At 35.2% G+C, this 13,387-nt stretch carries 13 protein-coding genes; 5 read left to right on the top strand and 8 right to left on the bottom strand.

Annotation, left to right across the window (positions count from 1 at the left end; genetic code table 11):
- Nucleotides 1-122 precede the first annotated feature (122 nt).
- The 3 genes from ACXX8U_RS07470 to ACXX8U_RS07460 are packed head-to-tail and all read right to left on the bottom strand — an operon-like array spanning nt 123 to nt 1,587.
- A complete protein-coding gene (locus tag ACXX8U_RS07470) occupies nt 123-833 on the bottom strand; it encodes a YebC/PmpR family DNA-binding transcriptional regulator (protein ID WP_166133708.1) in 711 nt (236 codons plus the stop codon).
- Between the two features lie 55 nt (nt 834-888).
- On the bottom strand, nt 889-1,215 hold the full coding sequence (locus ACXX8U_RS07465; RefSeq protein ID WP_458565307.1) for a DUF2752 domain-containing protein: 327 nt from the start codon (nt 1,213-1,215) through the stop codon (nt 889-891).
- 12 nt (nt 1,216-1,227) lie between these two features.
- Nucleotides 1,228-1,587, bottom strand: a complete 360-nt coding sequence (locus tag ACXX8U_RS07460) for a TM2 domain-containing protein (RefSeq protein ID WP_306262780.1) — start codon at nt 1,585-1,587, stop codon at nt 1,228-1,230.
- A gap of 86 nt (nt 1,588-1,673) precedes the next feature.
- On the opposite strand from ACXX8U_RS07460, the gene ACXX8U_RS07455 reads away from it, so the two are divergent.
- Nucleotides 1,674-2,540: a hypothetical protein gene (locus ACXX8U_RS07455; protein WP_458565306.1), complete on the top strand. Its 867-nt coding sequence runs from the start codon at nt 1,674-1,676 to the stop codon at nt 2,538-2,540.
- A gap of 78 nt (nt 2,541-2,618) precedes the next feature.
- Here the strand turns inward: ACXX8U_RS07455 and gcvT are convergent, their stop codons facing one another.
- Nucleotides 2,619-3,701, bottom strand: a complete 1,083-nt coding sequence (gene gcvT / locus ACXX8U_RS07450) for a glycine cleavage system aminomethyltransferase GcvT (RefSeq protein WP_458565305.1) — start codon at nt 3,699-3,701, stop codon at nt 2,619-2,621.
- A gap of 240 nt (nt 3,702-3,941) precedes the next feature.
- Between gcvT and ACXX8U_RS07445 the strand changes: the two genes are divergently transcribed.
- Together ACXX8U_RS07445 and ACXX8U_RS07440 are read left to right on the top strand one after the other, a co-directional pair.
- The gene (locus ACXX8U_RS07445) at nt 3,942-4,736 is read left to right on the top strand and encodes a HipA family kinase (RefSeq protein WP_458565304.1); all 795 of its coding nucleotides are present in this window, start codon (nt 3,942-3,944) and stop codon (nt 4,734-4,736) included.
- On the top strand, nt 4,714-5,097 hold the full coding sequence (locus ACXX8U_RS07440) for a DUF3037 domain-containing protein (protein WP_458565303.1): 384 nt from the start codon (nt 4,714-4,716) through the stop codon (nt 5,095-5,097). The genes ACXX8U_RS07445 and ACXX8U_RS07440 overlap by 23 nt, the downstream gene beginning before the upstream one ends.
- A gap of 14 nt (nt 5,098-5,111) precedes the next feature.
- Here ACXX8U_RS07440 and ACXX8U_RS07435 read toward each other — a convergent pair whose 3' ends face one another.
- The 4 genes from ACXX8U_RS07435 to thrA form a co-directional block, all read right to left on the bottom strand.
- Nucleotides 5,112-5,618: a GNAT family N-acetyltransferase gene (locus ACXX8U_RS07435; RefSeq protein ID WP_458565302.1), complete on the bottom strand. Its 507-nt coding sequence runs from the start codon at nt 5,616-5,618 to the stop codon at nt 5,112-5,114.
- Between the two features lie 91 nt (nt 5,619-5,709).
- Nucleotides 5,710-7,005, bottom strand: a complete 1,296-nt coding sequence (thrC, locus tag ACXX8U_RS07430) for a threonine synthase (protein ID WP_458565301.1) — start codon at nt 7,003-7,005, stop codon at nt 5,710-5,712.
- Between the two features lie 72 nt (nt 7,006-7,077).
- Nucleotides 7,078-7,998 (bottom strand): homoserine kinase, encoded by a 921-nt coding sequence (locus ACXX8U_RS07425; protein ID WP_458565300.1) that lies wholly within the window; start codon nt 7,996-7,998, stop codon nt 7,078-7,080.
- Between the two features lie 85 nt (nt 7,999-8,083).
- Nucleotides 8,084-10,531 carry a bifunctional aspartate kinase/homoserine dehydrogenase I gene (gene thrA / locus ACXX8U_RS07420; protein WP_458565299.1) on the bottom strand — a complete coding sequence of 816 codons (2,448 nt, stop codon included), beginning with the start codon at nt 10,529-10,531 and terminating at the stop codon, nt 8,084-8,086.
- 624 nt (nt 10,532-11,155) lie between these two features.
- Here thrA and hutH point away from each other — a divergent pair.
- Together hutH and ACXX8U_RS07410 are read left to right on the top strand one after the other, a co-directional pair.
- Nucleotides 11,156-12,670, top strand: a complete 1,515-nt coding sequence (gene hutH / locus ACXX8U_RS07415; protein WP_458565298.1) for a histidine ammonia-lyase — start codon at nt 11,156-11,158, stop codon at nt 12,668-12,670.
- A gap of 49 nt (nt 12,671-12,719) precedes the next feature.
- Nucleotides 12,720-13,364 carry a DUF47 domain-containing protein gene (locus ACXX8U_RS07410; protein ID WP_458565297.1) on the top strand — a complete coding sequence of 215 codons (645 nt, stop codon included), beginning with the start codon at nt 12,720-12,722 and terminating at the stop codon, nt 13,362-13,364.
- Nucleotides 13,365-13,387: the final 23 nt, after the last annotated feature.

Below are 13,387 nucleotides of genomic sequence, written 5' to 3'. Positions count from 1 at the left end.
TATTGAATTAAATCCCATATAAAACTCCAGAGCAATCTGGAGTTTTTTTTGCTTTGTGGTAATGATATCCATAAAAAAAGCCCTTGTAAAACAAGAGCTTTTAGTATTGTAAAAAGAAAAATTTATTCTTCCATAGTGTGATAAACGTTCATAACGTCATCATCTTCTTCAATTTTTTCGATCAATTTCTCTACATCCGCCATTTCAGCTTCAGTAAGTTTTTTGGTAATTTGTGGAATTCTTTCAAAACCTGAAGAAAGAATTTCGATTCCGCGACTTTCTAGTTCTTTTTGGATAGTTCCAAAACTTCCAAAAGGAGCATAAATTAAAATGCCATCTTCATCAGCAAAAATTTCTTCTGCACCAAAATCGATAAATTCTAATTCTAGTTCTTCGATATCTTGGTTGTTATTCGGAATACGGAAATTACAAGTATGGTCAAACATGAATTCTACAGATCCTTGTGTTCCAAGAGTACCGTTACATTTGTTAAAGTAACTACGAATGTTGGCTACTGTGCGATTGTTGTTATCTGTTGCTGTTTCAATTAGTATAGCAATTCCGTGTGGAGCGTAACCTTCAAATAATTGTTCTTTGTAGTTAGCCGTATCTTTGTCAGTTGCTTTTTTGATGGCGCGTTCCACGTTTTCTTTCGGCATGTTAACTGCCTTCGAGTTTTGGATCACCGCTCTTAGTCTGGAGTTGGCTTCTGGATTAGGTCCACCTTCCTTAACAGCCATCACGATATCTTTACCAATTCTGGTAAACGCTTTGGCCATTGCTGACCAACGTTTCATTTTTCTTCCTTTTCGAAATTCAAACGCTCTTCCCATTTCTATTAATTATTTTGAAGTGCAAATATAAAAAAATAAAGCAAAAAAAAGAGGCCTAAGCCTCTTTTGGATAAGTTAATCTACCTATAATGCCTGGTATTTTTTTACCCTGAATATCGTAAATTGCTTTTAGCCACATGACAAATAGCATTGGCACTACAACAAAGCAAAGTGGGTTGTATTCCCAAGCCTTTACAAGGTCAAAATGAATAAAATGCATTACAGCTCTGGTTAGTCCGCAAGCATAACATTCAATTCCTGCCAATACTACAGACAAGCAAGTGCTTTCTCCTTTATCAAACCAAGTTTTTGGTAAAAAGAGCAAAACAATTGGAGCTAAAATCAATACAAGATTCGAAAGATAAAAATAAGCTTTACGCATTTTTAGGTTGTATTAAAGTGTTTTAGAGTAAGAACCTCCTTTTGGTTGTAAATCTCCAGTGATGATACGAATTAAGTCAATTAAAGACCAGATTCCGCAACCTCCAAATGTCAACAACTGAACAATTCCTTGCCAAGTGTATCCTAAGTAAAAACGGTGAATCCCGATTCCACCAACAAAAATAGCCAATAATAAGGCTGTCAATTGACTTTTTCCGCTTGCAATAGCGGCTGGAGATGATAACTCATCTTCTTGCGTGTTCACTACTGTAGTGTTTTCACTTGTTGCTCTTTGCACAGGGAAAGATGCGTAGGTTGTTGTTAAAACACCTAAAAATAACAGTACAACTGTAAAAAGTAATTTGATTTTCATAGGAAAAAGTTTAAGTTTGTGCCAAATATAAATAAAAAAATAAAATACCGATGTATATTTTTATTAAAAAAATAACAATTTTTTTTGTGGCCTTTCTAGGATACTTCCTAACAGTAGAAAATGCATTTTCACAAAATAATTACGAGTTTCTTGGAGCATTAAAACTGAATGGAAATGATAAAAGTGTCATCACATACCGTTTGGTTTTTGAAGAATTGAACGGAAAATTAAAGGGCTATTCAATTACTGATTTAGCAGGTAAGCACGAAACCAAAAATTTAATTGAAGGTAGCTATAATAAAAAACTAAAGTTGTTTGAGTTCCGCGAAACCAATATTGTGTACACCAAATCAAAGTTTGAGCAGAGTGCATTCTGTTTTGTTAATTTCTCAGGAAAATTGAAGTTGGTGCAAAGTACAAGTAAATTGGAAGGAGCTTTTAAAGGTTTGTATAAAAACAAACAAAAGTGTATTGATGGAACTCTTGTTTTAATTGGAAGTGCTAAACTTTATAATTTGGTAAATAAGGTGAATAATCGCATTCAAAAATCAAATAAGGTAGATGTAAAAACTAAAGAAACCATCAATCCTTTAAAAGTGTTGGACAGTTTAAAAACAAATCGATTGAGTAACGATGAAAATTTAAATGTTTTTTGGGGATCGAATAAATTTAAAATGGAGATTTATGACATTGGTAAAGAGGATGGCGATGTTGTAAATATTTATCAAAATAATAAATTAATTCTGGCTAAGCATAAATTAACTAATGCTAAAAGAATTATCGAAGTGGTACTTGATGGTAATAAAAATGAGTTTAAAATTGAAGCAATTAACGAAGGTACAATTGCTCCGAACACCGCCAAGATTACATTATTTGATGGAGATACTTCTTTTGACTTGATGTCGAATTTAAAGAAAGGGGAGAAAGCAAGCATCACAATTCATAAAAAATAAACGAGTTTCTTGAAGTTCAAGATAAAAAAAACCGGAAGCTAATGCTTACCGGTTTTTTGTTTGAGATCCTTTTCGGAATTATTTTTTGTAAAAAGGTAGCTTAACTACTTTCGCAGGAACATCATTTTTTCTGATACGGATAAAAATATCGCTATCAACAGTACTGTTTTCTGTAGTAACGTATCCTAGTCCAATTCCTTTGTTCATAGAAGGCGACATAGTTCCTGAAGTTACAATGCCAATTACAGTTCCTTCTGCATTAACTATTTCGTAATCGTGTCTTGGTACGGCACGTTCTTGCATTTCGAAAGCTACTAATTTGCGGCTAACTCCTTTTTCTTTTTGTTCTTTTAAGTTTGCGGCATTCACAAAATCTTTGTTGAACTTTGTAATCCAGCCTAAACCAGCTTCTAATGGCGAGGTAGTATCGTTAATGTCGTTTCCGTACAAACAGAATCCCATTTCCAGTCGTAAAGTATCACGAGCTGCCAAACCAATTGGTTTGATTCCAAATGAAGCACCTGCCTCAAATACTTTGTTCCAAATTTGCTCTACTTCATCATTCTTGCAATAAATTTCGAAGCCGCCAGAACCTGTGTATCCCGTTGCTGAAATAATAACATTTTCAATCCCTGCAAAGTCACTTACTTCGAAATGGTAATACGCAATAGACGCTAAATCAACAGAAGTTAAAGCCTGCATAGCTTCAACTGCTTTTGGCCCTTGAATAGCTAAAAGAGAATAATCGTCTGAAAGGTTTTTCATATCTACACCTAAATCATTATGGCTAGAAATCCATTCCCAATCTTTGTCAATGTTTGATGCATTTACAACCAAAAGATATTGCTCTTCTTTCATTTTGTAAACTAATAAATCGTCTACAATTCCGCCATCAGCATTAGGCAAACAAGAATATTGCGCTCTTCCAATAGTTAAGGTAGCTGCATCATTTGATGTTACTTTTTGGATTAAAGCTAGAGCATTTGGTCCGGTAAGCAAAAATTCGCCCATGTGCGAAACATCAAAAACACCTACGGCGTTACGTACGGTTTCGTGTTCAGCATTAACTCCTTCGTATAAAATAGGCATGTTAAAGCCTGCAAATGGTAGCATTTTTGCTCCTAAACTTTCATGTATGTGCGTTAGCGCAGTATTTTTCATTGCGTTGAATCTAAAATTTTAAGTGGCTAATTTATTGATTTTATTCGGTGTGACAAAGGTTCTTTGAGGGATTATTTCAATCGTTTTCGGTGTTCTGTTTTTTGATAATAGGTTAGGAAAATTAATAGCTATTCAGTCGATTAGCAATGCTTAATAAATAGTAATAGTGCCAATGCCGAAATTTTACAGCACTTATTTGTAAATTTGCAAATAGGTAAAATCACCTTAGCCAATTAAATTATGGATAAAACACTGCATTTGAGAACAGTAAACGTGACGCGTTACATTACCCCTTTACGGGAAGGTGGATCGTTGCCCGCATTAGCTGAAGCCGATGATGATTTTAAATATGTCTTAAAATTTAAAGGAGCAGGGCATGGTGTTAAGGCACTTATTGCCGAATTAATAGGTGGCGAGATTGCCCGTTTTTTGGGTTTTAAAATGCCTGAATTGGTTTTTGCAAACCTTGACGAAGCTTTTGGCCGCTCGGAGGCTGACGAAGAAATTCAGGATTTGTTACAAGGAAGTCAAGGCCTTAATTTGGCGCTGCATTATTTGTCTGGTGCTATTAATTTTGACCCTGTGGTTACTCTAGTTGATGCTAAATTAGCTTCTCAAATTGTATGGTTGGATGCATTTATCACCAATGTAGATCGCACGTTTAGAAATACTAACATGTTGCTGTGGAAAAAGGAATTGTGGTTGATTGATCACGGTGCCAGTTTATACTTTCATCATTCTTGGACCACTTGGGAAAAACATGCACAAAGCCCGTTTGGGTTGATTAAAGATCATGTGCTTTTGCCACAAGCTAGTTTACTTGATGAGGTAGATGCTGCTAGTAAAGCTCTTTTAACGCCTGCTGTTTTACAAGAAATTGTCAATTTAATACCTGAGGTTTGGTTGCATTGGGAAGATACAGATGAAACTCCTGAACAAATCCGCCAAGTATATTTCAACTTTTTATCGACCCGATTACAACATTCTGAAATTTTTATAAAAGAAGCGCAAAATGCAAGAAAAACACTTATATGAGTACGCGGTAATACGAGTGGTACCTCAAGTTGAGCGCGAAGAATTTCTCAATGTTGGTGTCATTTTGTTTTGTAAAAAAGCCAAATTTATTAAAGTTCTTTTTACTATCAATCCATTAAAATTACAATTATTTTCGAAAGAATTAGACGTTGAACAACTGCAATTAAATATCGAGGCTTTGGCAAAAATTGCCCATGGCGAAAAGCAAGCAGGTCCAATAGCGCAGTTTGATATTCCTTCTCGTTTTAGATGGTTAACCGCCTTGCGGAGCTCTGTGATACAAACTTCTCGTCCGCATGCGGGACTTTGCGAAGATTTAGATTTAACTACCCAACGCCTATTTGAAGAAATGGTTTTGTAACCAAAATGATTTTCTTAAAGTACCTTTTCGAGAACTAAAAATTCTAGTGGCTCAGCTGTAATCGGAATATGAACTTCACTTGCAGGGAAAGGCTCTCGCGTGCCTGTTTCTGCATAACCATTTCGCTTATACCATGCTATAAGTTCCTCTCTAACAGATATTACTGTCATTACAATTTTGGGTAATGAAAGTGATTTGGCATGAATTTCAGCTTCTTGAAGTAGTTTTTTACCAACACCTCCATTTTGTAATTCGGGTGATACTGTCAGCATTCCCAAATACAGTTGATTTTCCTTTTGAACTAATAAAACACAACCAATAATTTGCTCTTGCTCAGTGTATTTTAAGATAGTATTTTTTGGATCATTTAAGGTTTCGGCTAATTCCCTTTCGGTGGTTCGCAAACCTTCTAAAATGTTGGCTTCGGTGGTCCAGCCTTTTTTAGAAGATTCGCCGCGATAAGCCGAATTTATCAATGTGTTGAGTGCTGTTATATCAGATGCGGTTGCTTTGGTAATCATTATTTTTTGCTTGTTTGAACGTCAAAGATATAAAAAAGCTGCATCGTAAAACGCACATTTGAAATCCTTATTTATTTTTGTTTCTAATGGATTAATTCTGTAACAAATAGGTCTTTAAATCCTCGTAAATACGTACTGAAACACTAAATTTTTCTTTGTTTAATATAGGTGTAATTTGCAACGGAATTGGGAGTTTTATCTTCAAAGCAAGCTCTACAGTATCTAAAAATTTGATGGGATGGGCTGTTTCTAAAAATATACCAATAGCATCAGGATGGTTTTGTAATTCTTGTTTTAAACCAAGGTAGCCAACCGCGCCGTGAGGTTCAGCAACATAGCCTGATTTTTCAAATATATTTTTCATTGCAACCAAGGTTTCCTCGTCAGAAAATGAAAATGAACTAAAATCTTTTTTGAATTCTGCTAAATCATTTTGATACAGTTCCTGAATACGGATAAAGTTACTCGGATTTCCTACGTCCATTGCATTTGAAATGGTTGCTTTTGAAGGTTTAGGATTGTATTTTCCTTCTTCTAAAAAGCGTGGAACCGTATCATTTACATTTGTAGCTGCAATAAAATGTTGAACAGGCAAACCCATTTTTTTGGCAACAATTCCAGCACAAATGTTGCCAAAATTCCCACTTGGGCACGAAAAAACTAAAGGTTTGTTGTGTTTTTTTAAAGATTTGTAAGCAAAGAAAAAGTAAAACATTTGTGGTAACCAACGCGCAATATTTATTGAATTAGCCGAAGTAAGATTTTTATGTTGCAATTTTTCATCTAAAAATGCTTGTTTAACCATATCTTGGCAATCGTCAAAAAAACCATCAACTTCAAGTGCTGTTATATTTTGTCCCAAGGTTGTCAATTGACGCTCTTGAATGTCGCTTACTTTTCCTGAAGGATATAAAATTACAACGTCAACGCCAGGAACTCCCAAAAAACCACTTGCAACTGCACCACCTGTGTCGCCAGATGTAGCCACTAAAACAGTATTGTGGCTGTTATTTATATCAGAATTAAAATAGCCTAAGCAGCGAGACATGAATCTTGCTCCAACATCTTTAAACGCCATGGTTGGACCGTGAAATAATTCAAGCGAAAAAATACCGCTCTCTATTTCAACAACAGGAAAATCAAAACAAAGTGTTTCTGCAATGATTTGTTTTAAAATTGCTTCAGGAATTTCGTCGGCCACGAATTGTTTAATAGCTTCGAAAGCGATTTCCTCATGACTCATTTTTTCAATATTTTCGAAAAAACTATCAGGAAGTCGGGTAATTGATCCTGGGAAATACAAACCTTTGTCGCTGGCTAATCCTTGCTCAACGGCCTCTTGAAAAGTAACGTTTGGGGCATTGTGGTTTAAACTATAGTATTGCATGCTGTATGTTGTAAGTAGTTGTGTTATTTTTTTAATTTAAATTATTGATTTGTAAGCAACTGAAATTATCGTTTAGATAATTTTAATTCCTTCGTCATTTACTTTTGAAACATGTATTTCGTAAGGTAGATTCATTGCGTCGTATACTTTGCTCATGCCTTTTGCAACAGCATTAGCAGTTTCTAGTCCTTTGCTCAAGGCAAAAATTGAAGGTCCAGAACCTGAAATTCCAGAGCCGAGCGCGCCATTTGCATAAGCACTTTTTTTAATGAGATCAAAACCAGGAATCAATACAGAACGAAGTGGTTCGATAATTTCGTCGTGTAACGAGCGACCAATCAATTCATAATCTTGCGTGTACAAGCCAGCAACCAAGCCGCCTACATTTCCCCATTGTGTGATGGCGCTTTTTAACGAAACGGTTTGTTTTAATACGGAGCGGGCATCAGAAGTTTTGAGTTCAATTTGAGGATGAACAACGGTTGCATATAAATCGGTTGGACTTGGAATTTTTACAATATCAAGCGGACTCGAACTCCTAACGAGTGTAAAACCGCCAAGTAGGGCAGGCGCCACGTTATCAGCATGTGCATTTCCACTTGCTAACTTTTCGCCTTGCATGGCAAATAATACCAATTCTTTCCTAGTAAAAGGTTTATCCAATAATTCGTTAATGCCGAAAACAGCCCCTGCTGAACTAGCAGCGCTACTGCCAATACCACTGCCAGCTTTGATGCGTTTGTATATTTCAATTTCGAATCCAAATGGGAAATCAATTTGCTCCAGCATCGCGAGAGCTGCGACACCAGCCACATTTTTTTCGGTTTCCAAAGGTAAATCAGCACCGTCTATTTTGATGATTCGAACTCCCTTTTCAGTAGATTTTCGAACAATCATCTGATCGCCTGCGGTTTCCAAGCAAAGACCTAGAACATCGAATCCGCAGGATAAATTGGCAATTGTTGCAGGGCAAAATAACTTTATTTCGTTCATGATTTTTTGTTTCAGGTTTAAAGTTTAAAGTTGTTTTTAGTTCTTGAAATTGAAACTTTAAACAAAGAAAACTTTAAACTATTTTTTAAATATTTCCAATTCGAATCACATCAGCAAAAATTCCGGAGGCGGTTACTGCAGCACCAGCGCCAGCTCCTTTAATTAGCAACGGTTGATCGGAGTAACGGTCTGTAAAAAAGAGTACGATATTGTCTTTTCCTTCCAAATTGTAAAAAGGATGGTCTTTCGGGATGAAACGCAAGCCAACATTAGCTTTTCCATTTTCAAGCTGAGCTACATATTTTAATCGTGAATCTTTAGCAAGTGCCTCTTGAAATATGGTGTTAAAATGATCGGCATGCGCAATTAATGATGCAAAAAAGGCCTCGTTGTTAGTTGTCTCCAAACAAGCTGCTGGTAGGAAAGATTCATTTGAAATTTCGTCAATCTCCATTTTGTAGCCACTTTCACGAATCAAAATTAAAATTTTACGTGCTACATCAATTCCACTTAAATCAATCTTCGGATCAGGCTCGGTAAATCCTTGAACACCTGCTTCTTTAACCACATCATGAAAACTGCTACTTTCATTAAAATTGTTAAAAATAAAGTTTAAACTACCCGATAAAACAGCTTGAATTTTATTGACTTTGTCGCCAGATGCCACCAGGTTTTTTACGGTATCAATAATTGGTAAACCCGCTCCAACATTGGTTTCAAATAAAAATGGCGCATTGTATTGGCGAGATAATTTTTTCAATTTTTTATAATTATCAAACTCGGATGCGCAAGCAATTTTGTTGCAAGTTACTACGGCAATATTTTGTTTTAAATAATGTTCATAGGTTTGTGAAACGCTTTCATTTGCAGTAATGTCAACAAATATACTGTTACGTAAATTGAGGTCTTTGGCTGTTTTAAAAAACAGAGAGGCATCAGCTGCATCGCCTGTATCCAGCAAAAATTGCCATTCTTTTAAAGAAATTCCATCTTCGTCGAAATACATTTTGCGTGAGTTTGATAAAGCAATAACACGTAAGTTGATTTTTAATTTTTCTTTTAGAAATTTTTTCTGTTGGTGAATTTGTTCAATGAATTTTTCACCCACATTACCCACACCCATCACAAACAGGTTCAATTGCTTGGTGTTTTCTTCAAAGAAGTTCTCGTGAAGCGTGTTTAAAGCCTTTTTTACATCACGCTCATTAATAACTGCTGATATGTTTCGTTCTGATGCACCTTGGGCAATTGCTCGAATATTGACATTGTTTTTACCCAAAGTACTAAACATTCGGCCACTCAATCCCTGGTGGTTTTTCATGTTTTCACCAACCAAAGCGATAATGCACAAGTTTTTTTCAACGATGCAAGGTTGAATTTTATTTTGAGAAATTTCTATTTCAAAGGCTTTGTTGATGGCATTTTCAGCTGTGTCAGCATCTGAATTTAAAATTCCAATACAAATAGAATGTTCCGAAGAAGCTTGTGTGATAAAAATTACGTTTATGTTTTTTTGTGAAAGCACTTCAAAAAGACGTTTTGATGATCCAGAAACACCAATCATTCCTGAACCTTCAAGAGTTACCAATGTAATGGAATCGATGTGCGTAATTCCTTTTACGGGATTGTTTTGCGTAAAAATGTCATTCGAAATATAAGTACCAATTGCAGTGGGTTCGAAAGTGTTTTTAATCAAAATAGGAATACTCTCGCGTAAAACGGGCTGAATTGTAGGCGGATAAAGTACTTTGGCTCCAAAATGAGACAATTCCATAGCTTCTTGATACGATAAGTTTGCAATTGGTTTAGCTTGCTTTACAATTTTAGGATTTGCAGTAAACATGCCATTTACATCAGTCCAAATTTCTAATTGATGCGCTCGCAAGGCTGCTGCAAGTATTGCTGCCGTATAATCTGAGCCTCCACGACCCAAAGTAGTAGTAATTCCCTCTGTTGAAGCAGCTATAAATCCGGGCATAACAATAACTTCCTGATTGTTTGTTTGAAAGTATTCTTGAATTAGAGCATTCGATACTTCAAAATTCACACTTGCCTTTCCGAAATTATTATCGGTTTTAATTACTTCGCGACTGTCTTTGTAACTGCTGTTTTTTATTTTTTGCTGTAAAGCTTCAGAAATAATGTAAGCTGAAAGTAATTCACCAAAACTCAGTATTGTGTCTGATGTTCTAGCAGATAGTTCGCCAAGCAAGAAACAGCCATCTAATAAAGTTTCAAGATAATTGATAATGCGCTTAATATGACTCAATAAAGCGCTTTGCTCGCTCACAGGAATCAAAGCTTTAAGTGCTTCTAAATGTTTGGTTTCTATTTCGGCTACTATTTCTTTGAATCTATCATCGCCTTGTGCTGCTTTTTGCGATGCGAGATGCAGTAAATCAGTGACTTTACTAAACGCAGAAACAACTACAACTAAGTGTTCTCCTGATCTTGATTCTTCAATTATTTGTAAAACTAATTTTATGTTTTGTGCATTGGCTACCGATGTGCCACCAAATTTTAAGACTTTCATGTGTGGTAATGTATAAAGTTGTGTGCTGTGTTTGTGTGAATGAGATCGTATTTTATTGTTGTAAATACTTTTTTACAACTGTAGTTTGGTCTCTTTGTAAATAGGAGACAAATAAAAATACTTGCTTATATGTAGTTTGTTTACCCCAAAGGGGTAGTGGTAGTTGTAGTAAACGTCATGGTAGTAACCGTCTCAGTTGAGATCGATTTATAAGAAGCTTGTATGTAATTTTTTTTCTCCATGATTGTTTTTCAAAATTAAGGTTTTTTGTAGAAATGAAAGTCTAAAGTGCTCTTTTTGTGAATATTTGATTATTGTAGTTTTAAATTAAGAATTGCTAAATATTGGTTGTTTTTAGTACGGTCATATCTCAGTATTCGTATTTATTGTCCTTTTTTAATCAGGAAAAATTAAGAAATAAATCAAGGTTTTTAGCTTCAACAATATTCAAAAATGAAAATTTGATTCGAATTCTAGCTTTGAATTATATTAAAAGTTATTTATCTCCTTTACAGTTTTTGCAAGAATTATTAAGATTTGTTAAAGCTTTTTTTGAAATAAAATGCAATTGGTATTGTGTAATATTAAAGAATTAATCACTTTTACTTCCCAAATAGAAAACCGATGAATTCAACGCATTATATTACAAGTGAAACTCTTGATTTTGATTTGTTACATAAAATAATTACTCAAGATAAAAAACTGTGCTTATCAGAGGAGAGCAAGGACAAAATTTTAAGTTGTAGAACTTACTTAAACAAAAAAATGGAGTTGCATGCAACACCCATTTATGGTATCAATACCGGTTTTGGATCACTTTGTAATGTCAAAATTTCCAATGATAACTTAGCTCAATTACAAGAAAATTTAGTCAAGTCTCACGCTTGTGGTACAGGAGATAAGGTTCCTGTTGCCATTGTGCAGCTTATGTTACTTTTAAAAATTCAGTCTTTGAGTTATGGTTATTCCGGTGTACAACTCGAAACGGTTGAGCGCTTGATTGCTATGTACAACAATAAAATTTGGCCTGTAGTTTATGAGCAAGGGTCATTAGGCGCATCGGGCGATTTGGCTCCGCTTGCACATTTGTCATTGCCGCTACTAGGAGAAGGAGAGGTGTATTTTGAGGGCAAAATAGTTCCGACTGAACAGGTAATGCGTTTTTTTAATTGGGAACCTATTGTTTTACAATCAAAAGAAGGGTTGGCTTTATTAAACGGAACACAGTTTATGAGTGCTTATGGAGCTTATGTAAGTTTGAAAGCAGCTAAAATTTCGTATTTATCAGATTTAATTGGTACCATTTCATTAGAGGGTTTTGATGGAAGGATAGAACCGTTTGATGCGTTAATTCACCAAATTAGACCTCACAAAGGACAATTGGCGACAGCCGAAAGAATCAAAGAATTTCTTGAAGGTAGTGCTATTATTTCACAACCAAAAGTACAGGTTCAAGATCCTTATTCTTTTAGATGCATGCCCCAAGTTCATGGTGCTTCAAAAGATGCTATTGCCTATGTGCAACAAGTTTTCAAGATAGAAATAAACTCGGTAACCGACAACCCAAATATTTTTGTAGACGAAGATCAGATTATTTCTGGTGGTAATTTTCACGGTCAGCCATTAGCTTTAGCGCTTGATTTCATGTCTATTGCGCTAGCGGAGTTGGGTAGTATTTCTGAACGTAGAACCTTTCAGCTTATTTCAGGAACTCGTAATTTGCCTCCATTTTTGGTTGATAATCCCGGATTGAATTCAGGTTTAATGATTCCGCAATATACAGCAGCAAGTATTGCAAGCCAAAACAAACAATTGGCAACCCCAGCAAGCGTAGATAGCATTGTATCTAGTAATGGTCAAGAGGATCACGTGAGTATGGGCGCCAATGCAGCGACGAAAGCTTTACAAGTTCTTGAAAATGTAGAACGCATTTTAGCTATTGAACTGCTCACAGGAGCTCAGGCGATAACTTATCGAAGACCTCTGCAGTCTAGTCCATTTATAGAGAGTTTTTTAACAGTTTACCGTGGCGAAGTCCCGTTTGTCAAAGAAGATAGAATATTGCATTATGACATCGAAAAGACAATTGCTTTTTTGAATTCTTTCGATATTGAAAGTGATTTGTTAATGTTAACTTAACATTCGCGCTGAATAATGAAGTAATTTTGCCAAACTAAATTTAAACGAAATGAACATTAATAATTTTTTCCAATTTTTGGTTCCAAAAGACAAAAAGTTCTTCCCTCTTTTTGAAGAAGCTTCAAGCAATTTGATTGAAATTGCTGAAAATTTGCACGAAGCAGTTAATTTACCTTTGAAAGAACGTGAAATTCTTTTTCAAAAAATTGATATGTTGGAACAAAAAGGAGAGGACATTGCCCGTCAAACTAACTTAGAATTGAGTAGAAATTTCATTACTCCGTTTGACAGAGAGGATATTCACTCGTTAATAACTGCTATTGATAACGTTGCAGGTAACCTACATGGTGCAGCAAGTAGAATGCGTTTGTATCAAGTTGACAAAATCACAAAATCGATTCGTAAGTTGACTGAAATCAATTTAGAAGCATGTCAGAATATTGATGTTGCTATTCGCGAATTGAGAGATTTGAAAAAAATGAAGAATATTACAGATGCTTGTGCACGTATCAATAAATTAGAAAACAAATCGGATAACGTTTATGATAAAGCGGTTTTAGATTTGTTTGAAAACGAAACTGATGCCAAAAACATCATCAAATACAAAGAAGTATTATCTGTTTTAGAAACGGCAACTGATAAATGCAAAAGTGTTGCAGGTGTTTTAGAATCTATTTCTGTGAAGCACTCTTAATTCAATCCGTTTTATTCTGAAAT

Source organism: Flavobacterium sp. GNP001, assembly GCF_054343775.1.
The sequence above is the reverse complement of the archived record's forward strand: the minus strand, read 5'-3'. Positions and strand labels throughout refer to the sequence as shown.